22 protein-coding genes are annotated in these 21880 nt (G+C 67.4%); 6 read left to right on the forward strand and 16 right to left on the reverse strand.

Translation table 11 applies throughout. The features are described from left to right. Positions 1-23: 23 nt before the first annotated feature. Positions 24-839 (reverse strand): alpha/beta fold hydrolase, encoded by an 816-nt coding sequence (locus H0264_RS32515; RefSeq protein WP_181581088.1) that lies wholly within the window; start codon positions 837-839, stop codon positions 24-26. A gap of 49 nt (positions 840-888) precedes the next feature. Continuing rightward, positions 889-2427: a class I adenylate-forming enzyme family protein gene (locus H0264_RS32520; protein WP_181581089.1), complete on the reverse strand. Its 1539-nt coding sequence runs from the start codon at positions 2425-2427 to the stop codon at positions 889-891. A 141-nt stretch (positions 2428-2568) separates the two neighbouring features. On the opposite strand from H0264_RS32520, the gene H0264_RS32525 reads away from it, so the two are divergent. Then, positions 2569-3705 carry a PucR family transcriptional regulator gene (locus H0264_RS32525; protein WP_181581090.1) on the forward strand — a complete coding sequence of 379 codons (1137 nt, stop codon included), beginning with the start codon at positions 2569-2571 and terminating at the stop codon, positions 3703-3705. On the opposite strand, the gene H0264_RS32530 is transcribed toward H0264_RS32525, so the two are convergent. Genes H0264_RS32530 through H0264_RS32545 form a run of 4 tightly spaced genes read right to left on the reverse strand, consistent with a single transcriptional unit; the run spans position 3706 to position 6172 of the window. Then, complete coding sequence (locus H0264_RS32530; RefSeq protein ID WP_181581091.1) at positions 3706-4089, reverse strand: hypothetical protein; 384 nt, start codon at positions 4087-4089, stop codon at positions 3706-3708. It abuts the gene before it with no gap. 24 nt (positions 4090-4113) lie between these two features. Beyond that, entirely contained in the window at positions 4114-5178 is a 1065-nt protein-coding gene (locus H0264_RS32535) for a glycoside hydrolase family 43 protein (protein ID WP_181581092.1), read from the reverse strand. A gap of 60 nt (positions 5179-5238) precedes the next feature. Continuing rightward, positions 5239-5709 carry a hypothetical protein gene (locus H0264_RS32540; protein ID WP_181581093.1) on the reverse strand — a complete coding sequence of 157 codons (471 nt, stop codon included), beginning with the start codon at positions 5707-5709 and terminating at the stop codon, positions 5239-5241. Between the two features lie 34 nt (positions 5710-5743). Then, on the reverse strand, positions 5744-6172 hold the full coding sequence (locus H0264_RS32545) for a DUF1707 SHOCT-like domain-containing protein (protein WP_181581094.1): 429 nt from the start codon (positions 6170-6172) through the stop codon (positions 5744-5746). A 190-nt stretch (positions 6173-6362) separates the two neighbouring features. On the opposite strand from H0264_RS32545, the gene H0264_RS32550 reads away from it, so the two are divergent. Both H0264_RS32550 and H0264_RS32555 read left to right on the forward strand, forming a co-directional pair. Next, positions 6363-7595, forward strand: coding sequence for an acyl-CoA dehydrogenase family protein (locus H0264_RS32550; RefSeq protein ID WP_181581095.1), 1233 nt, complete (start codon positions 6363-6365; stop codon positions 7593-7595). Between the two features lie 2 nt (positions 7596-7597). Then, positions 7598-8725 (forward strand): acyl-CoA dehydrogenase family protein, encoded by a 1128-nt coding sequence (locus H0264_RS32555; protein WP_181581096.1) that lies wholly within the window; start codon positions 7598-7600, stop codon positions 8723-8725. A gap of 138 nt (positions 8726-8863) precedes the next feature. On the opposite strand, the gene H0264_RS32560 is transcribed toward H0264_RS32555, so the two are convergent. Next, positions 8864-9082, reverse strand: coding sequence for a hypothetical protein (locus tag H0264_RS32560; protein WP_181581097.1), 219 nt, complete (start codon positions 9080-9082; stop codon positions 8864-8866). Between the two features lie 157 nt (positions 9083-9239). Between H0264_RS32560 and H0264_RS32565 the strand changes: the two genes are divergently transcribed. After that, entirely contained in the window at positions 9240-9680 is a 441-nt protein-coding gene (locus H0264_RS32565; RefSeq protein ID WP_181581098.1) for a carboxymuconolactone decarboxylase family protein, read from the forward strand. A 545-nt stretch (positions 9681-10225) separates the two neighbouring features. Here the strand turns inward: H0264_RS32565 and H0264_RS32570 are convergent. The 3 genes from H0264_RS32570 to H0264_RS32580 form a co-directional block, all read right to left on the reverse strand. Continuing rightward, positions 10226-12394 (reverse strand): acyltransferase family protein, encoded by a 2169-nt coding sequence (locus H0264_RS32570; protein ID WP_338040107.1) that lies wholly within the window; start codon positions 12392-12394, stop codon positions 10226-10228. Positions 12395-12475: 81 nt separating this feature from the next. Further along, positions 12476-13768 (reverse strand): ArsB/NhaD family transporter, encoded by a 1293-nt coding sequence (locus tag H0264_RS32575; protein WP_181581099.1) that lies wholly within the window; start codon positions 13766-13768, stop codon positions 12476-12478. Between the two features lie 19 nt (positions 13769-13787). Then, a complete protein-coding gene (locus H0264_RS32580) occupies positions 13788-14231 on the reverse strand; it encodes a CBS domain-containing protein (RefSeq protein WP_181581100.1) in 444 nt (147 codons plus the stop codon). A 240-nt stretch (positions 14232-14471) separates the two neighbouring features. On the opposite strand from H0264_RS32580, the gene H0264_RS32585 reads away from it, so the two are divergent. Continuing rightward, a complete protein-coding gene (locus H0264_RS32585) occupies positions 14472-14936 on the forward strand; it encodes a nitroreductase family deazaflavin-dependent oxidoreductase (RefSeq protein ID WP_338040108.1) in 465 nt (154 codons plus the stop codon). A 10-nt stretch (positions 14937-14946) separates the two neighbouring features. Here the strand turns inward: H0264_RS32585 and H0264_RS32590 are convergent, their stop codons facing one another. Further along, positions 14947-15528, reverse strand: a complete 582-nt coding sequence (locus H0264_RS32590; RefSeq protein WP_181581101.1) for a TetR/AcrR family transcriptional regulator — start codon at positions 15526-15528, stop codon at positions 14947-14949. Positions 15529-15607: 79 nt separating this feature from the next. On the opposite strand from H0264_RS32590, the gene H0264_RS32595 reads away from it, so the two are divergent. Continuing rightward, positions 15608-16240 carry an NAD(P)-dependent oxidoreductase gene (locus H0264_RS32595; RefSeq protein ID WP_181581102.1) on the forward strand — a complete coding sequence of 211 codons (633 nt, stop codon included), beginning with the start codon at positions 15608-15610 and terminating at the stop codon, positions 16238-16240. A gap of 127 nt (positions 16241-16367) precedes the next feature. On the opposite strand, the gene H0264_RS32600 is transcribed toward H0264_RS32595, so the two are convergent. The 5 genes from H0264_RS32600 to kdpF all read right to left on the reverse strand — a co-directional run bounded on the left by H0264_RS32600 (position 16368) and on the right by kdpF (position 21680). Further along, entirely contained in the window at positions 16368-16703 is a 336-nt protein-coding gene (locus tag H0264_RS32600; RefSeq protein ID WP_181581103.1) for an ArsR family transcriptional regulator, read from the reverse strand. Positions 16704-16895: 192 nt separating this feature from the next. Next, positions 16896-17774, reverse strand: a complete 879-nt coding sequence (locus H0264_RS32605) for a potassium-transporting ATPase subunit C (protein WP_181581104.1) — start codon at positions 17772-17774, stop codon at positions 16896-16898. A gap of 1 nt (position 17775) precedes the next feature. Continuing rightward, complete coding sequence (gene kdpB / locus H0264_RS32610; protein ID WP_181581105.1) at positions 17776-19923, reverse strand: potassium-transporting ATPase subunit KdpB; 2148 nt, start codon at positions 19921-19923, stop codon at positions 17776-17778. Next, a complete protein-coding gene (kdpA, locus tag H0264_RS32615) occupies positions 19923-21593 on the reverse strand; it encodes a potassium-transporting ATPase subunit KdpA (RefSeq protein ID WP_181581106.1) in 1671 nt (556 codons plus the stop codon). Before kdpA ends, kdpB begins: the two co-directional genes overlap by 1 nt. Further along, positions 21594-21680 (reverse strand): K(+)-transporting ATPase subunit F, encoded by an 87-nt coding sequence (gene kdpF / locus H0264_RS32620; protein WP_181585996.1) that lies wholly within the window; start codon positions 21678-21680, stop codon positions 21594-21596. Between the last annotated feature and the right edge of the window lie 200 nt (positions 21681-21880).

A 21880-nucleotide genomic window follows, 5' to 3' on the forward strand; every position in this document is an offset into this window, starting at 1 on the left:
CTCCCCGGATAGCGGTTCGCCGGTCATGCACCGACCTCTCCGACGGTAGGCGTCGCGATGCCGTCGAGAATCGTGCGTGCCACCAATTCCGGGTCGTCCCACATGGGCATATGTCCACAGCCGGGCAGCGTCACCACCCTGGTCTGTGCGGGCAGCTGGTCGAGGAAGCGGCTGTCGCCGGGGCGCACCATGTGGTCGTGGGAGCCGAAGGCCACCGTCATCGGGGTCGAGATGTGCTGTCCGCCTTCGAACCTGGTGTGGAAGGCCACATGCAGGGCGCGCCGCAGCGTGGGTGTCGACCGGTACAGGTCATCCACTATGCCGATCGCTTCGGCCGTGGTCAGCCGTCGCGGATATTTGACCGGCACCGACAGCACCGCCGCCCGCGCGGCGGGAAAGCGCAGCAGCGTGCGGGCCGGGGTGCGCACCAGCCATGCCGAGGCGAGTGCCAGCCGGAATTGCAGGCGGGTCGGGCGCGGCATCCCCGGCGACCACAGTCCCGCGGGGCCGATGGCCACCACCGACGCCGCCATCCCGCGTTTGGCGGCCTCGAAGGCCATCCAGCCGCCCATGGAGTTGCCCGCCATGTCGACGGGTGTGCCGATGCCGAGGCGGGCGAGTTCGGCGGCCAGCTCCCGCATGGCGAGATCCATGCTGAACGGCTCGTCTCCCGCGAGCGGCGGGGTGCGCCCGAAGCCGGGAAAGTCGAGTGCGATGACGCGGCGGTGTGCGGCGAGCAGGTCGAGGACGGGCAGCCAGGCGCGGGCCGACGACCCGCCGCCGTGCAGGAGCAGCAGCGGCCTTCCGGTTCCGCGTTCGATCCGATTCCATTCGCTCATGTGCCGGCTCCTTTGCTGGCGGACAAGGACTTTCGGGTTTTCGCGCTGCTCACGCGCCGAACACGCGCCGGTCGTGTCCGGCCCAGTGCGGTTCGCGCAGCCGCTTGCGCAGCAGCTTGCCCACGACGCTCTTGGGCAGCGGCTCGGTGGTGATCTGCACCCGGCCCGGCTTCTTGTAGGACCCGAGCCGTTCCCGGCACAGGTCGATGATCTCTTCGGCGGTGACGGCGGCCGGATCGCCGACGTGGACGACGGCCATCGGCGTCTCACCCCAGCGCTCGTCCGGAATGCCGAAGACGGCGGCCTCGTACACCGCCGGATGGTCCTCGATGACGGTCTCCAGTTCGGCGGGCCAGATATTGAAGCCGCCGGACACGATCATGTCCTCGACCCGGTCCAGCACGTAGAGGAAGCCGTTGTGGTCGAGCCGCCCGATGTCCTTGGTGCGCACCCAGCCGTCGACGAGCCGGGTGCGGGTCAGTTCCTCGTCACCCCAGTACCCGCGCATCTGACCTTCGACCTTGGCGACGATCTCGCCGGTTTCGCCGATGGGCAGCGGCTTCCCGTCCTCGTCCCAGATCTGGACCTGCGCGAACGGCAGCACCCGCCCGGCGGCCCGCATGGGCGTGGAGCCCTCGACCTCACCGAACCATTCCTCGGGTCCCATACCGGTCAGCGGCACCGCTTCGGTCTGGCCGAAGCCCTGGAACAGGGTGTCGCCGAACACTTTCCGCCCGCGCAGCGCGGTGGCGTCGGTGATGGGCGCGCCGCCGACCATGACCGCGCGCAGGTGCGGCCACTCGCGCCCGGACCCGTCGGCGACGTAGGACAGTGCGGCCAGCAGGCTCGGCGAGGCGAACATGTGGCTGACGCGATGCTCACCCATCATGTCCAGCACCTTGTTCGGTTCGAAGGCCCCGAACACCAGATTGGCCGCGCCCGCAAGCCATCCCGGCAGGAACAGGTAGCCGGACGCGTGCGAGATCGGCCCGGCGTGCCCGATGACGCTGGAGTGGCTGATGCGTTCGAGGGCGTAGGCCCAGTTGCGGCAGTTGAGCACCCAGTCGTGATGGGTGTAGGCGACGCCCTTGGGCGCGCCGGTGGTGCCGCCGGAATGCCGGATGATGTACCAGGATTCGGGGTCGATCGGGATCATCGGATCGGTGTCGTCCTGCCCGGCCAGCCACTTCTCGTAGCCGCCGTCACGGATCACCACGTGTTCGAGGCTGTCGATGGCGTCCTCGAGCCCCCGCACCGAGTCGGCGTACGCCTCGTCGACCAGCAGCACCTGGGAATCGGTGTGCGAAACCATGTGCGCGTGGGCTTCCGTGGAATTGCGTGCGTACAGCGGCACCCGCACCGCGCCCGCGATGGCGCAGCCGAGCACGGCATCGACGCAGCCGAGATTATTGTCCTCGAGGCTGGCGACGCGATCACCGGGCCGGATTCCCCTGTCGCGCAAGGCGTTCGCCAGCCGCACTCCGCGCGCCCACGCCTGGGCGAAGGTGAGCGTCACCTCCTCGGTGATGATCGCGGTGTGTTCGGCATTGAGGTGCGCGGCCTGCCGCATCAGCCCGGTCACGTCCATGGGACCCGGTGTCCTTCCAATCGATCGGTGATGAGACGAGCATCACCCGCCCGCACGCCCGGCACCATGTAGCGGATTCCCGACTTCAGGGACGCGGGTTTATTGAAAATTCCAAACGGAGCGTCTTACTCTCGGGAGGACATGACTGCCGAAGCCACGACCTCCCGGGAACGCCTGATCGCCGGATTGCTCGCGCGGCGCGCCCGCCTGACCGATCGCATCGTGCTGCGCGCGCGGACCGAGATCCCCGGCTACCACCACCTCAGCTCGGCCGAGCTACGCCCGCGAACCGGCCTGATGATCGAGGTGGTGCTGCAGGCGTTCGGTGCGCAGCGCACGCCTTCCGAGACCGAATTGCGGAGTTTTCACGAGTGGGGTGTGGCCCGCGCCCGGCAGGGCATCTCGCTGGCGGACATGCTCACCGCCTGGCGCATCGCCGTCCGGGAGATTCTGGACGAGATCACCTCCATTGGAAGATCTCACAACATCGCCGATCGGCTGCAGCTCGAACTCGTCCGGGAGATGCTCGATCTGGTCGATATCGCGATCCTGGAGTTCACGAGCGGGCACCGGGAGATCGAGCTGGAGAACGCCCGCCTCGACCATCAGGCGCGTGCCGAATTCGTCCGCTCGGTCCTGACCGGCACGGTCGGCCGGGCCGAACTCGCGGTGCGGGCGCAGCGCTACGGGCTCGGCATCGACCATCCCTACATCCCGTTCCGCGTGCGCCCCACCGCCGCGCATTCGCTGGAGGCGCTGGAACGGCTGCTGCCTCGGCCGAGCTTCACCACCACGGTCGACGGCGACCTGGCCGGTTTCACCGATCGCCTGCCCGAATCCCTGCCCGTCCCCCTGGGATTCGCCGACCCCGCACCGATCGACGCACTCTCCCCCGGATTCACCCAGGCGACCCGCGCGCTGAATGCCGCGACGGCCTTCCAGCGCACCGGGGCCCACAGCCTGGCCGAATTGGGCCTGCTCCCAGCGGTTCTCGCCGACAGCGAGGTGGGCGATCTGCTGATCGGCCGCTACCTGGACCCGCTGCGCCACACCGGTACGCCCGAGGTGTATCTGGACACGCTGCGCTGCTATCTCGAGTCTGGCCAGCACATCGACTCGACCGCGAAGACGCTGGTGGTCCATCCCAATACGGTCCGCTACCGCATCGATCGCTTCCAGGCCCTCACCGGCCACGATCTGCGCAAACCCAGTGTCGCCCTGGAGCTTTGGTGGGCGCTCCAGCGTCAGCGACTGCGCACGGACCGCCCTGGACCATGATCAGACGATGGTGACGGTGAGCTGGTAGCGCGCGGCGGCGCTGGCGTACACGGTCACCTCGTAGATGCCCGGCGTCACCGCCATGTCGAACGGCGACGACACGTACTGCGCCTGTTTGATGCCCTGCTTGTAGATCGACATCCCGACCCCGCTGCCGCTCCAGGCGACCTCCATGCGCTGGTTCTTCGCCACTTCGACCAGATAGGTGTCGGGCGAACCCGCATCGATCTCCCCGGAGACGGTGGCATGGTTGGCCCCGGCCGCGAACTCGAGGTTGCGGCGCTCGGGAGCGGCGGACGCGGTGCCGGTGGTGAACGCGAACAGCGCGATCAGGGCGATGACTACGGCGACGAGAGGTCCCACGGGACGCAAGCGGTTGATCATGTCCCGAACTCTGTCGGCCGCGCCTTATCGATCGCTTACCGAATCATTGCGGCCCACGACGATTGGTGCGTCGGGGCCCAGTGCCATGCCGAAGCGGGGGCGGTTGTCGGGCCCGAATGCCATGGGCTGCACGCGAATACTGCGTCCGGCCCAGCCGGTGCCGGGTTCCAGGCGGGCGTGGTAGGTGATCCAGGGGCGGCCGTCCACGGTGAGGAATCCGTTGTGCCCCGGTGCGATCGCGCCCGGACCGCCGGGCAGGACCGGACCGCCGGACTTGGTCCAGGCGGTGGGGTCCATGGGGTCGCCGCCCGGCGTGAGGGCGAGCAGCCCGAGCCGATAGGTGTCGTCGAAACTGGCGTTGGCGGAATAGGTTACGTAGAGACGGCCGTCGGGGGCGAACAACGGCTGCGGCGCTTCGTTGATCAGCAGACCGACAGTGTTGGGCACGGTCTCCCACGCGGCGGTGGGGGTGGCGATCGTGACGCGGTCACCGGCGGGCGTCATCGGATCGGTCATGCGCACCGCGCAGATCTCCTGCACCAGTTGGTCTTCGGGGTTCAGGCAGGACCAGAGATAGTAGCCCTGCCCCTGGTACGGCAGATACACCCCGTCGATGGCCAACCCGCCCGGCAGGTTCAGCTGTCCCGCGAATTCGTATGGCCCGGTGGGGTCGTCGCCCGCGGACCGCAGCGCGTACATCCGGTGCGTCTCGTGGCTGTCGTTCTCCTGCCCCGCGAAGTAGATCCACCACCGATCCCCGATGTGCTGGATCTCGGGGGCCCAGATCTTGGTACAAGCCTGTTCGGGGCACTCCGGATGCCGCCAGACCACAACCGGATCCGCGGCCCCGAGCCCGCCCAGGGTCTCCGAGCTTCGGATGACGATGTTGTCGTCGTTGTAGAAGTCGCCCTGCACCAGATGGAATCGCCCCTGGTGGTAGGCGATGCTGGGGTCGGCACCCGCACCCAGTACCGGATTGGCGAACTCCTCGACGTGGGATTCCAGCGCGACGGCCTGGGGCACCGACAAGGGTGTGTTCAGGAGAAACACCGCGCCCAGAGATCCCAGCAGGGTCCGCCAGCCCACCATGACCGCCTCCAGCAAATGTTGAGAAACCAGTCTCGACGGTGCCGGAGGCAATCTCGGTCATTACCGGAAAACCCGGCGTTTCGCGGCGTGCCGACGCCAGAGTTCCAGCAGGGGCGCGCCGAGGACAGTGGGACCCAGCCAGGCAATGAGCTGGGCGGGACCGTGCAACGGACCGTCGATGGCGAAGCTCACCACGACCGTGGCGGTGATCAGGGCGATGTAGGAGCCGCCCAGGCCGTGCACGTAGGCGTGGTCCCATGCGCCGGGGCGATCGAGGGCGGAGCGCCCGAGTGCGGCCAGGGCGACGGTGAGGGTGGAGACCGGGATCAGCCACCACAGGTCGGTGCGATGCCAGAGCACCAGTCCGACCGCGGTGAGGCAGACGGCCCCGACGGCTCCCAGGTAGGCCGTCCAGAGCGGCGAGGATCGGCGGGACGCTCGGGCGTCGGCCCATGCGACCGCCGGGCCGAGGAGCAGCCCGGCGGTGCCGGCGACGATGTGGAGGGCGAGCAGGCTCTGGTAACCGGACATGGTCACCACCTCGATCAAGGTGTCGGAGCGCCGGTTATCCGGCGCGGTAGCGGTTGTAGGCGTGGGATTCCCAGCCGGTGAGCACGCGGAACACCAGCACCGCACCCCACGGGCCGATCACCCACACCGGCCACGGGTAGGTGAATTCGCCTGCGGCGACGGAGATCGCGGCCCAGATGAACAGGCACAGGATGCTCACGCCGAGCCAGGCGCTGCCCTCGATGCGCTGCCACAGCGGGAAGCGGACCGGCGATTTCGGCTGGGACACAGCGGATTTGGACAGCTTCGGCAGATCCTTCAGGACCAGCTGGAGATCCTCACGGGTGGCGGTGCCGTAGACCTGCGCGACCCGGTCGTTGTACTCGGCCAGATCGAGCCGGCCGTCGGCCAGGTGGCGGCCGAGCAGGTCGGCGATCTGTGTGCGTTCGATATCGGAGGCGCGGGTGCCGGTGGTGATGTCCATGTCGGGTTCCTCTCCCAAGTTCCTTCCACTGTGGAACGTATATATAACATGGTTATTCCTCCACTGTGGAATGTCAAGACCTCACCCCGGGATGGCCGGAAGAATCAAGTGAAGGCGGGTGCCTGCACATTTGCCACCGGGTGTGAGAAGGTGAGAATGTTAAGGCCGGTTCTTCGCACAAGGAGTTTTCGTGGATCTCGACTGGTCGCCCGATGATCTGGCGTTTCGCGATGAAGTGCGCCGCTTCCTCGATGAGAATCTGACCCCCGATTTGCGGCGCTCCGGGCGACTCGCCACCAGCGTGTACCCGGATCACGAGGCCAGCATGCAGTGGCAGCACATCCTGCACCGGCAGGGCTGGGCCGCGCCCGCCTGGCCGGTGAAATACGGCGGCTGCAAGTGGAGCCTGACCCAGCACTACATCTTCGGCCGCGAGTGCACGCTCGCCGGTGCGCCCAACCTGTCGCCCATGGGGATCCGGATGGTGTCGCACGCCATCATGGCCTTCGGCACCGAGGAGCAGAAGGACTACTTCCTGCCACGCATCCTCACCGGCGAAGTGTTCTTCTGCCAGGGCTATTCGGAGCCGGAGTCGGGTTCGGACCTCGCCTCGCTGAACATGGCGGCCGTCGACGACGGCGACGATCTGGTCGTCACCGGATCCAAGATCTGGACCACCCACGCCACCGAGGCGAACTGGATCTTCGCGCTGGTGCGCACCTCCAGGCAGGCCAAGAAGCAGCAGGGCATCACCTTCGTGCTCATCGACATGCGCACGCCCGGCATCGAAATCCGGCCGCTGGTCATGACTTCCGGCGAACAGGTGCAGAACCAGGTCTTCTTCGACCAGGTCCGGGTGCCCAAGACCAATGTGCTCGGGCAGATCGACGACGGCTGGACCGTGGCCAAATACCTGCTCAACTTCGAGCGCGGCGGCGGCGCGGCGGCGCCGGCGCTGCAGGTCATGGCCGAGGAGCTGGCCGCGGCCGCCCGGACCGCACCGGGGCCGAACGGCGGTGTGCTGCTGGATGATCCGGCCTTCGCCGCCAAACTGGCCGACGCCCGGATTCGCGCGGACGTGCTGGAGATCCTGGAGTATCGGACGCTGTCGCTGGTCTCCAGCGGCAAGGATCCCGGTCCGGCGGCCTCCACCATCAAGATCCTCGGCACCGAATTGAGCCAGGTGCTCACCGAACTCGCCCTGGAAGCCGCGGGGCCGCGCGGGCGCGCCTACCAGCCGCACGCCACCATGCCCGGCGGGCCGGTCGTCGACTTCACCGCTCCCGCCGACGGTTTCGTCAGCGGCGAGGAGTGGCAGGCCGTGTCGGCGCTGCGGTACTTCAACGACCGCGCCGGCTCGATCTACGCCGGCAGCAACGAGATTCAGCGCAATATCATCGCCAAAGCCACCCTGGGACTGTAGACATGGACTTCTCATTCACCCCCGAGCAGGAGATGCTCCGCGACACGGTCACGGAATTCCTCGCCGCCCGCTATCAGCTCGAATCCAGCCGTGCCGCAGCGCGCGTGAAGGGCGGGTGGCAGCCGGATATCTGGCAGGCGCTGGCCGCCGAGCTCGGGATTCTGGGCGCGAGCCTGCCGGAAGAGGTCGGCGGGATCGGCGGCGGGCCGGTCGAAACCATGATCATCGCCGAGGCCCTGGGCGGGGCGCTCGTGGTGGAGCCGTTCGTGGACACCGTGGTGGTGGGCGGCGGGCTGCTGCGGCGAGCCGGTGGCGCGCGCGCCGAGGAACTGCTGACCGGGATCACCGGCGGCGAGGTGATCACGGCGTTCGCGGCGCTGGAACCGCAGTCGGGCTACGACTACACCAATGTCGATACGACCGCGCGCAGGGAGGGTTCCGACTGGGTGCTCGACGGCGTGAAGACCGTCGTCACCTCGGCTCCCCTCGCCACCCACCTGCTGGTGACGGCGCGGCTCGAAGCCGGTGAGATCGCGCTGTTCCTGGTCGATTTCGAAGCGGGCAATCCGCCCGCCGGGCTGACCGTGCAGGCGTACCGCACCATCGACGAGCGCCGCGCGGCCGACCTCACCTTCGACGGCGTGCGGCTGCCCGCCGAGGCACTGCTGCTGGCGGACGCGCACGAGGCCGTGGCCGCCACGCTCGACGAAGCCATCGCCGCCATCTGCGCCGAGGCCGTCGGCGGGATGCGCAAGGTGCTCGCCGACACCGTCGAATACACCAAGCAGCGGCAGCAATTCGGGGTGCCGATCGCCAGTTTCCAAGCGCTGCAGCATCGCATGGTCGACATGCTGCTGGAGCTCGAACAGGCGGTCGCCGCAACCTATCTGGTGACCTTGAAGCTGGAGGCCGCGCCCGCGGACCGCGCCAAGGCGGCATCGGCGGCCAAGGCCACCATCGCCCGCGCGGCGCGGCGCATCGGCCAGGAGGGTGTGCAGCTGCACGGCGCCATGGGCATGACCGAGGAACTGGCCATCGGTCATTTCTTCAAGCGGCTCACCGCGATCCAGTACGAGTTCGGCACCGCCGACCAGCACATCGCGCGCTACGCGGCCCTCACCCGGCCCTGATCCGAGCTCGCACCCGGCTCTGATCCGAGGCAGCCCGGCCGCTCGCACGCAGGGGTGCATCGCGGCGGCCGGGTCCGATGGCTGTGCGCAGGCGAGTACGCCTGTGCACAGCCATTTTTCGTGCCGTCGAGACTGCGGCTAGTACCGCCGGTGACGCCCGCCCGCCAGTTCTGGAATCTGCGCCTGCGCGGCGGAAATCCGTCCGGCCGGTATCCGTCCGGCATCTTCGTGTGCCCGCTGCCGCGCGTTCCCCGTATCTCGGGCCGACTTCCGCACACCGAGTACGATGACCAGCGCCAACGCCGGTCCCGTGATGAAGAACAGCACACCGAGCGACATCAGAACAACAGTTCCCACGACCGGATTATGGTCTGTCACGGCGTCTTTCGCACAATTTCGGCAACCATCCGGAAGCGCTGTGACGAGCCGCACAGTCGCCACCCGTCACGTGCTCGCCCGCCATCTCGTCCAGGGTGTGTATCCAACAGAACGGTCAGTCACGAAAGGACTCCCGATGTCCCGCTTGAACATGCCCGAACTGGCGCCCGAGGTCTACAAGGCGTGGGCCACCGCCGAAATGCACATTCGCCGCGGCCCCTTGGACGCCGTGGTCCGCGAACTGGTGAAGATCCGCGTCTCCCAGATCAACGGCTGCCTGTTCTGCATCGACATGCACACCACCGAGGCCCGCAAGGAAGGCGAATCCGAGCAGCGCATCTACCACCTCAACGCCTGGCGCGAATCCGCCCTCTTCACCGATCAGGAGAAAGCCGCCCTCGAATACGCCGAAGCCGCAACCGAACTCGGCCCCCACGGCGTGAGCGACGAGGTGTGGGCGGGTGTCGAGAAGCACTTCCCCGAAGGCGAACGCGCCGGCCTGGTGGCCATCACCGCCCAGATCAACCTGTGGAACCGCCTGGGCGTCCCGCTGCGCATGGAGCCTCTCCCGCACTGACGGGCCCGCGGGGCCGGGCTCGCCTAATCCGAGCTGCTGGAACTACTGGACCCACTGTCACTCGAGCTGCTCGAACCGCTGTCGCTCGAACTGCTGGACCCACTGTCATACGACGTGCTCGGACTCCCGTACCCGGCCCCATGGCTCTCCCCCGACGGCCCCCATCCGCTGTACTGCCCGGAGTGGTTCCCGAATTCCTGCCCGCCGTACTGATACCCGGAATCTCCGGGTCCATGGGGCCCATACCCATGTCCCGGCGGCGGCCCCCACTGCCCGCCCCCGCCGAATTCATCCGGATACGAACCGAACCCGCGACTCCCCTGTGGCATCCCCGGCCCACCCGGCCAGCCCTGCCCGAACGGCAGCCCCGGCCCGCCGAGCCGTCGCTGTGCCTCCTCGCGCGTCTTCCGCACCACCGTGAACACTATGAACGCGATGAGGGTCGGCACCCCGACCAGGCACACCGCACCCACCAGAAACAGTAAAAATGCCGACGCCATGGTCGGATTATCCGCACTCCGGCGCGGCAGGTACAGCCGTAGAGCTCACCACCAGCCCAGGATGGGCTGCAACTGACGGCCCAGTTCCGGGGCCAGGGAGCGCGCATAGCTCGCGGTCAGATGGTGTTCGTCGTGGTAGACCAGGATATTGCCCTCGACCACGGCGCACACGTCCGGTTCGCACACCGCGTCATTCAGGTCGATGGTGTGGACCTGGGAGAACGCGGCGGCGGGGCGGGCGGCGGGATTGACCGCGGACAGCGCGTCGGGGCGCTGCATGCCGCAGCTGATCCGATCGCCGCCCGAGGCCAGGCAGTCGATGGCGCGGTAGCGAATGCCATTGCGGCGCAACCACGGCGTATCGCGGATGGCGATCACGTTCAGATGGTTGCGGGTCAGCGCCGACCAGACGTCGAGATAGTCCTGCGGGGTTTCGTCGCCGCCGCCGTCGGCGGGGCGGGTGCCGGTGGTGAACACCCAGTCGGGGCGCTGGTCGGCCAGCCGCTCGATCACATCGTGGGACCAGTCGCGGCAGTCGGGATTGCGCTGGCCCTTGTACATGGGTTCCTCGGCCACGGTGAGCGGGCAGCCCATCTTGAGGAAGACGGTGATCCGGAAGCGATGCTGCTCGGCGAGGATCTGCAGCGCCGGAAGCCAGTGCTCGGCATGGGAATTGCCGACCACGGCGAGGGTGCGCTCGGCATCGGCGTCACCGTAGACGCAGGTGGTGACCGAGCGGGTGTCGAAATCGGAGATGCAGCCGTCGCGGGTGGGGTACGCGATATCGGCGGGGGCTTCCTCGGTGGTGGGCCGCATGACCGCGCGCGGCACCAGCGCCCGATCGGTGAGCGCCGCCGCGCCGGGGTATTTCGCCGGATCCAGTTCGCCCACGGCGTGCGCCTTGGCGCTGTTGGACCACTGCCAGGCGATGGTGGAGCCGATCAGCAGCACGCCGACCGTGCCGACCGCGACCCCGGTCAGCAGGCGTGCGCGCCCGGCCTCGGAGACCGCGGGGGCGGGCCGGGAACGCAGGCGCAGCGGCTCTTCCACGTATCGGTTGGTCGCGTACGCCAGCACCAGCGAGGCGGCGATGATGCCCAGGCCGCCCACGAGATCGACCTCGCGTTCGTGGCGTTCACCGAGGTAGAAAATGAGAATCGGCCAGTGCCACAGGTACAGCGCGTAGGCGATGGAGCCCAGGCGCACCACCGGCGGGGTGGCCATGAGGCGGTTCAGCAGCGGCTGGCTCGCGGTGGTCAGACCGGTGCCGGACAGGATGAGCGCGATCGTCGCGAGCACCGGCAATAATGCTGCGGGCCCGGGGAATTGCGCGGACCCGTGTACAAGCCAGCCGCAGGCCACGATGGCGGCGATGCCGCTCCACGCCAGGATTTCGCGAATCACCTTGGGCAGCTTCACCAGTGGCGCGGCAATGGCCAGCAGCGCACCGGCGAGCGGTTCCCACGCCCGCGCGAAGGTGTCGTAGTAGTTCCAGCCCTGCTGGGTCGAAACCCCTTCCGTCGCATGCCAGAACGAGAACACGGCGACGACGGCGAACAGGATCGCCAGTGCCGCGCGGGGCAGGCCCGCGGTGCCGGTGATGCGCCAGATCCGGTACACGGGCGGGAGCCGCCACGCCCCGGCCCGCGCGGCCTGCTGGCACAGGCCGACCACGGCGGCCACGACCAGCAGCAGCGCCAGATACATCTGCCCCTGCACCGACATCGACCACAGATGCTGCAGCGGACTCACCGAGGGATCGGCGGCGAGATAGTCCGACCAGGATGTCGCCAGATACCAATTCTGGTAGTAGAACAGCGAAGCCAGCGTCTGCCCGGCAATATCGGACCAGCGCGTGTGCGGCAGCAGCAGCACGGTCGCGACCACCACGGCGGCCAGCACCACCACCATGGCGGGCAGCAGCCGGCGCAGGGTTCGCCGCAGCGTCGTGGTCACGCCGACGGGTCCCGAGTCGCCGCGGCGCAGGAGCATTCCGGTGAAGAAGAACCCGGACAGCACCAGGAACACGTCGACGCCGCCGGACACCCGGCCCATCCAGATGTGGAAGATCACCACGAGCGCGATGGCGATGCCGCGCAGCCCGTCCAGATCGTGGCGGTACCGGCTCTCGGCCCGGGGTGCCGCGACCATGACGGCGCCGGGGTCGTGGTCCGGCGTACTGGGGGTCGGTTGGTCGGGACTGGAAATCGCCATGGCGGCGACCATTCTGGTATCCGGCTGGCAAATATCCCAATCGCCACTCTGATCTTCACCGGAATGTGGCCTTCGTCGCGGTTATCCCGCGAAGACGAAATAGCGCAGCCACAAATACGGGGCCGCCACCACGATCGTGACCGCAGTCACCACAATGCCTTTGCGGGTGAACTCCCAGAACGAGATCGGATGATCCGAACGCCGCGCGATACCGAGCATCACCACATTCGCGCTCGCGCCCACGGCGGTCAGGTTGCCGCCGAAATCCGCGCCCAGCGCCAGCGCCCACCACAGCGCGCCCGCCTGCTGCTGATCGTCCATGGATGTCACCAGATCCGCCACCAGCGGGCTCATTGTCGCGACATACGGGACATTGTCGATGATGCCCGACAGCACCGCCGAGGCCACCAGGATGAGCATGGTGGCCAGCAGCGCGTCACCCCCGGTGACATCGGTCGCCCAGTGCGCGAGCCGTTCGATCACCCCGGTTTCGACGAGTGCGCCCACCATCACGAACAGCCCGGCGAAGAACAGCAGCGTCTCCCACTCCACCGACACCAGGTAGTCGCGTTGCGGCAGCCCGGAAATGAGCACCAGCACGCCCGCGCCCAGCAGGGCCACCACGGACGGCTCGAGCTGGAACAGCGAATGGCCCAGGAATCCCGCGAACACCCCGGCCAGCACGACTCCGCATTTGATCAGCAAACCCGGATCGCGAATGGCCTCGCGCTCGTTCAGCAGCATGATGTCGGCGGCCCGCGCCGGATCCACGGTGAACGAACCCCGGAACAGGCGCGGCAGCAGCAGCGTGAACACGGCCAGTTCGATCAGCACGATCGGGGTCATGTTCACCAGGAAGGCATTGAACGACAGGTCGGCCCGGCTGCCGATGATGATGTTGGGCGGATCGCCGATGAGGGTGGCCGCGCCGCCGATATTGGAGGCGAGCACCTCCGCGATGAGGAACGGCGCGGGTGGCACGTCCAGGCGCTCGCACACCAGCAGGGTCACCGGGGCGATCAGCAGCACGGTGGTGACATTGTCGAGGAAACCCGAGGCCGCGGCCGTGATGAGCGTCAGCAGAATCATCACCCGCAGCGCGGAGCCCCTGGCGCGCTTGGCCGCCCACACCGCCAGGTATTCGAAGACGCCGGTCTGCCGCAGGACGCCGACGATGATCATCATCCCGAACAGCAGGAAGATGACATCCCAGTCGATGCCGGTCTCGTGCGAGTAGAAGATATCGTCGGAGCTCGAAATGCCCAGCGCCACAATGACAGCCGCGCCGCAGAGGGCGGCGGTGGTCTTGTTGATCCGCTCCGAGGCGATGAACGCGTAGGCGATCGCGAACACCGCCACCGCGACGGCGGTCATGCGGAGCGCCCCGGCGGGCTCAGTTGTTCACTGCCACTTCCAGCAAGCGCGAGGCGGTGATCACGCCGAGCAGCTTCTGCCCGTCCTGCACGGCGACCAGCGGAGTCTGATATTTGGCCATGAGCGCGGCCACCTCGATCATATTGTCGTCGGCCTGCGCTGCCGGGATGCGGCTCAGCCGCTCGGGAATCACATCGCGAACCTTCTTGCCCCGCAACCGATTCGACACCTGACTGCACATGCTCTCGTTGAGCACGCCCGCCAGCGACGGGTCGTCCTGCACATACTTCGGCACGATGAACAGCACCACCGTCGACGCCGGCAGCACCGCTCGCGGCGCCCCGTCCCCGTCCGTGACCAGGATTCCCGGCAGCCGATGCTCGGCCAGCAGCCTGGCCGCGTCCATCGCATCGGAGTCCAAATCGATCACCGGATATTCCTCGGCCATCTGAGCGGCATGCATATCTGCAGGATACGACGGCTAACCGAGCTGTCACGCGAAGAGAATACGTCAAGATCGAATACCGCTGCGCCACCGAAACTCCCAGGTCGAAGGGTTACGGGCCACTTCCGGCCCGTGCCGACCAGACTTCCCGGCGCGCCATGATGAAAATTTCGTCAAGGATATCGCGAACCGCCACGCCGCCACGGGCGTGTCGCTATGTCGTTCCCTGACCACCGGTCACGCCGTACCCTCGCGACCATGGCAATGGCCGACCTCGGAGCGAAACTCCTGCGAAACCGCTGGTTCGTCCGCGCCCCCATCGGATTGTTCCGCGCCCGTCTCGGTTTCCTCTTCGGCGGTCGCCTCCTGCTGCTCGAACACCGCGGCCGCACCTCCGGCAGACCGCGCTATGTCACCCTCGAAACCGTCGCCCGCCCCACCCCCGCCACCATCGTCATCGCCTCCGGTTTCGGCGCCACCGCCCAGTGGTACCGCAACCTCCAGGCCGACCCCCACTGCTTCGTGAGCATCGGCTTCCGCCACCGCGTACCGGCCCGCGCCCGCGACCTCACCCCCGACGAAGCGAAAACCATTCTCGCCGAATACAAACGCGCCCACCCCGCCGCCTACCGGGAACTGAGCCGCGTCATCGAACAGGCCACCGGCACCAGCATCGAGGACGTACCCCTGGTGGAACTGACCCTCGATCCCGGCAAACCCTGAATCCGCGGACTCAGCCAGTGACCACTCCGCGCGACAAGGTCGCGGCGAGCTGGTCCGCCAGCTCACCCGGGGCGGGTTCGGCGGTCGGTCCGGCCTCGTAGTAGCGCAGGAACGCCTGATGGAAGCATGCGCCGTCGAGTAGTGCGGCGATGGCGTCGACGTCGGCGTCCGCGGTCACCCGGCCCAGATCCTGTTCCGCCCGAAGGTATCCCGCGATGCCGGCTATGGCGCGGCCCGGTCCGGCTTCGTGCCTGCGCATCGAATCACGGTGTGCGGCCATGCGTTCCGGATGCGCCAGCAGGCCGCCGAGCAGCGGCAGCGAGCCCTGGTAGAAGGCGAGCGCGGCGCGGGCGATGGTCGCCAAATTGCCCGCGACGGCGCCCTCGCCGGGTTTGGGCAGACCGGCGGCCGGGCTGGGCATGCGGTAGCGGAGGACATTCAGGATGAGGTCCTCCTTGTCGCTGAAGTGTTTGTACAGGGCGGCTTCGGAATAGCCTGCGGCCTTGGCGATCTCCTTGGTGGTCGCGTGGACGACGCCGCGGGTGCGCAGGATGTCGGCCGCGGCATCGAGGATGCGGTCACGGGTGCTCACGAAGTCTCCTGTTGACAGGTTAGTGGTTACTCACCCACCATAGGTTAGTAAATACTCACCAACCTGATTGGGGCATCTCATGCGACTCACGATCTTCGGCGCCAGCGGCTCGACCGGAACCCATCTCGTCGAGCAAGCACTGGTCAGAGGCCATCTCGTCACCGCTGTGGTGCGCGGTGAGCACAGCTTCGGAGAGCACGACCGACTGACCGTGGTCACTGCGGACGTGATGGACCCGGCGGATATCGCCGACGCTCTCGACGGCGCGGACGCCGTGCTGAGTGCGGTCGGCGCACGACAGAAGGGGCCGACCTCGGTGTGTGCGGACGCGGCGGAGTCGATCGCGGCGGCCATGGACAAGACCGGGGCGCGACGGCTGCTGCTCGTCAGCAACAGCGCGCGGATCGCCGGGCCCGGCGACGAGCCCTTCACCCGCTATGTGGTCAAGCCGCTCATCCTGCGCCCGCTGCTGCGGCACAGCCTCGACGACATGTCGCGGGCCGAATCCATCGTGGAGGCAACCGATCTCGACTGGACAATCGTGCGCGCCCCGCAGCTCACCGACAATCCGGCCAAGGGGCGTTCGCGGATGGCGGTGGAACGCAATGTCACCTTCGGCATTCGCATCACCCGCGCGGATCTCGCGACCCGCATGCTCGATCTGGTGTCCGATCGGGATGCGGTGCACCGGCACGTCAACGTCGCCAACTGATCCGCGAGGACCCGGATTCCCGGCCGAGTCCGCCTTCGAAAGTTCTGCCCCGGTGTGGCGAGAAGTCGTCGGCCACCGGCGCTTTCGTGAGCGAAGCGCCGGTGGCCGACGATGGTTGCGGGAACAGTCACCGATCCCCGACGGAATCGGTCTGCCCGTAGATGGTTTCCCAGACCGCGAAACTGGCGAGCAGTTCGACAGTGCGCCAGCCGCGATCGGTCAGGGCCATGGGATTTCCGATCTCCAGCGGTTCGTCCCAGCTCCCCGCGCCGCCGGCCGACACCAGTCCGCGTGCCGCGATGACCCGCAGCGCCCGGGATACTCCCGGCCGCCGCATGGTCATCGATCCGCACAGCTCGCGGACCGTGCGGGGGCCGCCGGCGAGCGCGTCGAGCACCTCCACGACACCGCGGTGATTCACCAGCTCGCACAATGCGTCCAGCTCGTTCGCCGAATTGCCCATCGCACTGCCCCATCTCCGCCGCGCTGTTCCCGACCCCTTCGACGGTAGACGCGTAACCCGTTGCCGCAGAAGGCTCTTGACGCCCTTCATGCGGCGGCGACCGGTATCTTTGCCGAATTCGTACGCGACGGGAAAACACAAGGGCCGCAGTGGTTCCCGGGGGAGAACCGCTGCGGCCCCGGCGCTTCGAGCTCAGCCCTGGAAGGGGTACTTCGCGTCCAGGTCCAGGTTCAGCTGGACCACGTTCACTCGCGGCTCACCCAGGAAGCCCAGGGTGCGGCCGTCGGTGTGCGCGTCGACCAGAGCGTGGACCTGATCCTCGGAAATGTTGCGAGCCTTGGCGACTCGTGCGAGCTGGATGGCCGCGTAGTCGGGCGTGATGTTCGGGTCCAGGCCGCTGCCGCTGGCCGTCACCGCGTCGGCGGGCACGGCCGGATGCTCCGGCGCGGCACCGCGAATCGGCACGATGCGCGCCTGCGAGACATCCTCATCGGCGCCCCGGCAGTCGACCTGCACGCCCTTGTACTCCGCCAGGAACGGGGTCCGGGTCACCGAGCAGAACTCGTTGACGCTGACCACCCGCACCGGCTGATCGACCTCACCGGCGGCGGTGCGCGGCCCGAAGACCGCAAGCACCGCGCCGACCCCGCCCGGGGTGCAGAACGGGCGGCTGCCGTCCACGCCCTCGAGCTCGCCGACGGCCTTGCTGCGGGCGCACACGGTGCTCAGCAGCGCCGTCTCATCGGGGGCGCTGTCCACGATGCTCTCCGGCCCCAGATTGCTCGCGGCGGTGGACATGGGGTCGTATCCGTCACCGGCCGCAGAGGGCCGGCTCTGGAAGTACTGCCGCAGCGGGTTGCCGTCGGAGTCGGTGAACGCCTGCCCGATCAGGCTGGAGCCCACCGTTGTTCCGTCCCGCTCGAGCAGCGACCCGTTCGACCTGTCCTTCAGTCCGGGCAGTTGAGCGACCGCGAAAACCGCCAGGGGATAGACGATTCCGGTGATCACCGTGAGCACCAGCAGCGCGCGCAGCGCCGCCACATGTTGGCGAATCCAAGTTGACATGCGCATATCAGGACATCCCGGGGAGGAATTGGACGACGAGGTCGATCAGCTTGATGCCGATGAACGGGGCAATAATGCCGCCCACGCCGTAGACGGCCAGATTGCGGCTCAGCAGCTTGGACGCCGCGGCCGGACGATAGTTGACGCCCTTGAGCGCCAACGGGATCAGCACCACGATGATGATCGCGTTGAAGATGACCGCGGACAGGATGGCCGATTGCGGGCTGGCCAGCCGCATGATGTTCAGCTTGTCCATCGCCGGGAACAGGGCCACGAACAGCGCGGGAATGATCGCGAAGTATTTGGCGATGTCGTTGGCGATGGAGAACGTGGTGAGCGCGCCACGGGTGATCAGCAACTGCTTGCCGATCTCCACGATCTCGATGAGCTTGGTCGGATCGGAATCCAGATCCACCATATTGCCCGCCTCTTTGGCGGCGGAGGTGCCGGTGTTCATGGCGACACCCACATCGGCCTGTGCGAGCGCGGGCGCGTCATTGGTGCCGTCACCGGTCATGGCGACCAGGCGGCCACCGTCCTGCTCCTGCTTGATCAGCGCGAGCTTGTCCTCGGGGGTGGCCTCGGCGAGGAAGTCGTCGACACCGGCCTCATCGGCGATCGCCTTGGCGGTCAACGGATTGTCGCCGGTGATCATGACGGTGCGGATGCCCATGCGCCGCATCTCGTCGAAGCGTTCCCGCATGCCTTCCTTGACGACGTCCTTCAGATGAATGACGCCGAGCAGGCGGGCCTGCCCCTTCTTGATCTCCGCGACCACCAGCGGCGTGCCGCCGGAAGCCGAGATGCCGTCGACGGTTGCGCCGACCTCGGCCGGAATCTCGCCGCCGTGCCCGCGCACCCATTCGGTGACCGCGCTGGCCGCACCCTTGCGCAGCTGATGCCCGTCGGCCAGGTCCACACCCGACATGCGGGTCTGGGCGGTGAATTCCACCCAGTTCGCGCCGACCAGCTCACCCGGGACGCGCTCGCGCTTGTTGTACGCGGTCTTGGCGTACACCACGATGGAGCGGCCCTCGGGGGTCTCGTCCGCGAGGCTGGAAAGCTGTGCGGCATCGGCGATCTCATCGGAGGTGATGCCCGGCATCGGCACGAAGTCCGAAGCCTGACGGTTGCCGAGGGTGATCGTCCCGGTCTTGTCCAGCAGCAGCGTGTTCACATCACCGGCGGCCTCGACCGCCCGGCCCGACATGGCCAGCACATTGCGCTGTACGAGCCGGTCCATGCCGGCGATGCCGATGGCCGACAGCAGCGCGCCGATGGTGGTCGGGATGAGGCACACCAGCAGCGAGACCATGACGATGCCGCTGATGCCGTCCGCGGTCAGCGAAATGCTGTCCGGCACACCGGGATTGTTCGCCTTGGCGAAGATCGCCAGGGGCTGCAGGGTGGCCACCGCGCCCACGAAGATGATGGTGAGCGAGGCCAGCAGGATATTGAGCGCGACCTCGTTGGGCGTCTTCTGCCGTGACGCGCCCTCGACGAGCGCGATCATCTTGTCGATGAACGAGCCGCCCGGCTCCTGCGTGATCTTGACGATGATGCGGTCCGACAGCACCGTGGTGCCGCCGGTGACCGCGGAACGGTCGCCGCCGGACTCACGGATCACCGGCGCGGATTCACCGGTGATGGCCGACTCGTCCACCGACGCAATGCCTTCCACGACATCACCGTCACCCGGAATGACCTGACCGGCTTCGACGACCACATAGTCGCCGCGCTGCAGATCCGGCGCGGCCACCTTCTCCTCGACCAGCCGCGCACCCGGCGACCAGTCCGCCAGCCGCCGAGCGACGGTGTCGGTCTTGGCCTTTCGCAAGGTATCGGCCTGCGCCTTGCCGCGCCCTTCGGCGACGGCCTCGGCCAGATTGGCGAAAAGGACGGTGGCCCAGAGCCATACGACGATCGCCCAGCCGAAGAAGGACGGATCGGCGATCGCGAGGACGGTCGACCACACCGCGCCGATCTCGACGATCAGCATGACGGGGTTGCGCCACATGGTGCGCGGGTCCAGCTTGCGGAAGGCGTCCGGCAACGACTTCAGCAGCATCTGCGGATCGAACAGTCCGCTCGTTACCCGCCCCTTGTGCGCGGAAGCCGATTCGGGCTTCTCGATATCAACAGTGGGAGCAGACATCAGTGGATTCCTTCGGCGAGCGGCCCGAGCGCGAGCGCGGGCAGGAAGGTCAGGGCCACCAGGATGACGGTCACGCCGACGACCATGCCGACGAACTGCGGCCGGTGGGTCGGGAGCGTGCCGATCGATTCGGGGGTGTGGCCCTGCTGGGCCAGTGAACCGGCCAGGGCGAGAACGAAGATCATGGGCAGGAAGCGGCCGAACAGCATGGCCAGGCCCAGGGCGGTGTTGTACCACTCGGTATTGCCGCTCAGGCCCGCGAAGGCCGAACCATTGTTGTTGGCCGCGGAGGTGAAGGCGTACAGCACTTCCGACAGTCCGTGCGGTCCCGAATTCAGCATGCCCGCACGCTCACCCGGCAGGGCCATGGCGATGGCGGTGCCGATCAGCACGAGCAGCGGACTCACCAGGAAATACGCTGCGGCGAACTTGATTTCGCGCGGCGTGATCTTCTTGCCCAGGTATTCCGGCGTGCGCCCGACCATGAGGCCCGCGATGAAGACCGTGATCACGGCCAGGATCAGCATGCCGTACAGGCCCGAGCCGACACCGCCGGGCGCGACCTCGCCCAGCTGCATATTGAACATGGTCATCATGCCGCCGAGGCTGGTGTACGAGTCGTGGAAGGAGTCCACCGCACCGGTCGAGGTCAGCGTGGTCGACGCGGCGAAGGTCGCCGAATTCGAGACGCCGAAGCGGGTTTCCACGCCCTCCATGGACGCGCCGATGGCGGTCGGCACGGTGCCGTGGTGCTGCAGCTGGAACAGGTTGGTCAGCCCGATCGACAGCAGCGCGATCACGCCCATGACGGCGGTGATGGCGTAGCCCTGCTTGGTGCTGCCCACCATGCGGCCGAAGGCGCGCGGCAGCGAGAACGGGATGCACAGGATCAGGAAGATCTCGATCCAGTTGGTCCAGGTCGTCGGGTTCTCGAACGGATGCGACGAGTTGGCGTTGTAGAAGCCGCCGCCATTGGTGCCCAGCTCCTTGATGACCTCCTGGCTGGCCACCGGCCCGCCCGGAATGGTCTGCTGCGCACCGGCAACCGTCTGCACGACCTGATCGTGCAGGTGGAAGTTCTGGATCATGCCGCCGGCCACGAACACGATCGCGAACACGAAGGCGATGGGCAGCAGAATGCGGATGGTTCCCCTCACCAGATCCACCCAGAAGTTGCCCAGATCGGCGCTGTGCCTGCGGGCGAAGCCGCGCACCAGCGCCACCGCCACCGCCATGCCGACGGCCGCGGACACGAAGTTCTGCACCGCGAGCCCGGCCATCTGCACCAGGTGACCCATGGTGGATTCGCCGGAGTAGTTCTGCCAGTTGGTATTCGTGACGAAGCTGACCGCGGTGTTCCACGCCAGCTGCGGCGTCATCTCGGTGCCCGGATCATTCAGGTGCAGCGGCAGTTTGCCCTGCAGCAGCTGAAAGAAGAACAGGAACAGAATGCTGACGGCCGAGAAGGCCAGCACGCTGCGCGCGTACACCGCCCAGGTCATCTCCACGCCCGGCTGCACGCCGATCAGGCGGTAGATGACCTTCTCCGCCTTCGAATGCCGCTGACTGCTGTAGACCTTGGCCATGTAATCGCCGAGCGGCAGATGGATCACGGCCAGCGCGATGATCAGGGATACGACGAAGACGATCCCCGCTGTAGTCGTGCTCACTCAGAACCTCTCCGGGAACAGCAGGGCCGCAACCAGGTAGACGGCGATGCCAATGGCCAGAATCAGACCCACAATGTTCTGAATCACAGCCGTTCCACCCCGCGTTGGATCAGGCCGAGCAGGGCGAAAAGCGCCACCGTCAGCACCGTGAACACCACGACGGACATGAGTCGGTTACCTCTCTCTTCGAGGCGCACCCTGAGGTGCGCCGGAGCGAGTCAAGCGCCCAGTCGGCCAGGTTTCGGCGTCCTTTACGGGTTCTTAGCGCGCAGGGCCTCCGCCTTGAC

It is taken from the genome of Nocardia huaxiensis (assembly GCF_013744875.1).
GTDB lineage: Bacteria > Actinomycetota > Actinomycetes > Mycobacteriales > Mycobacteriaceae > Nocardia > Nocardia huaxiensis.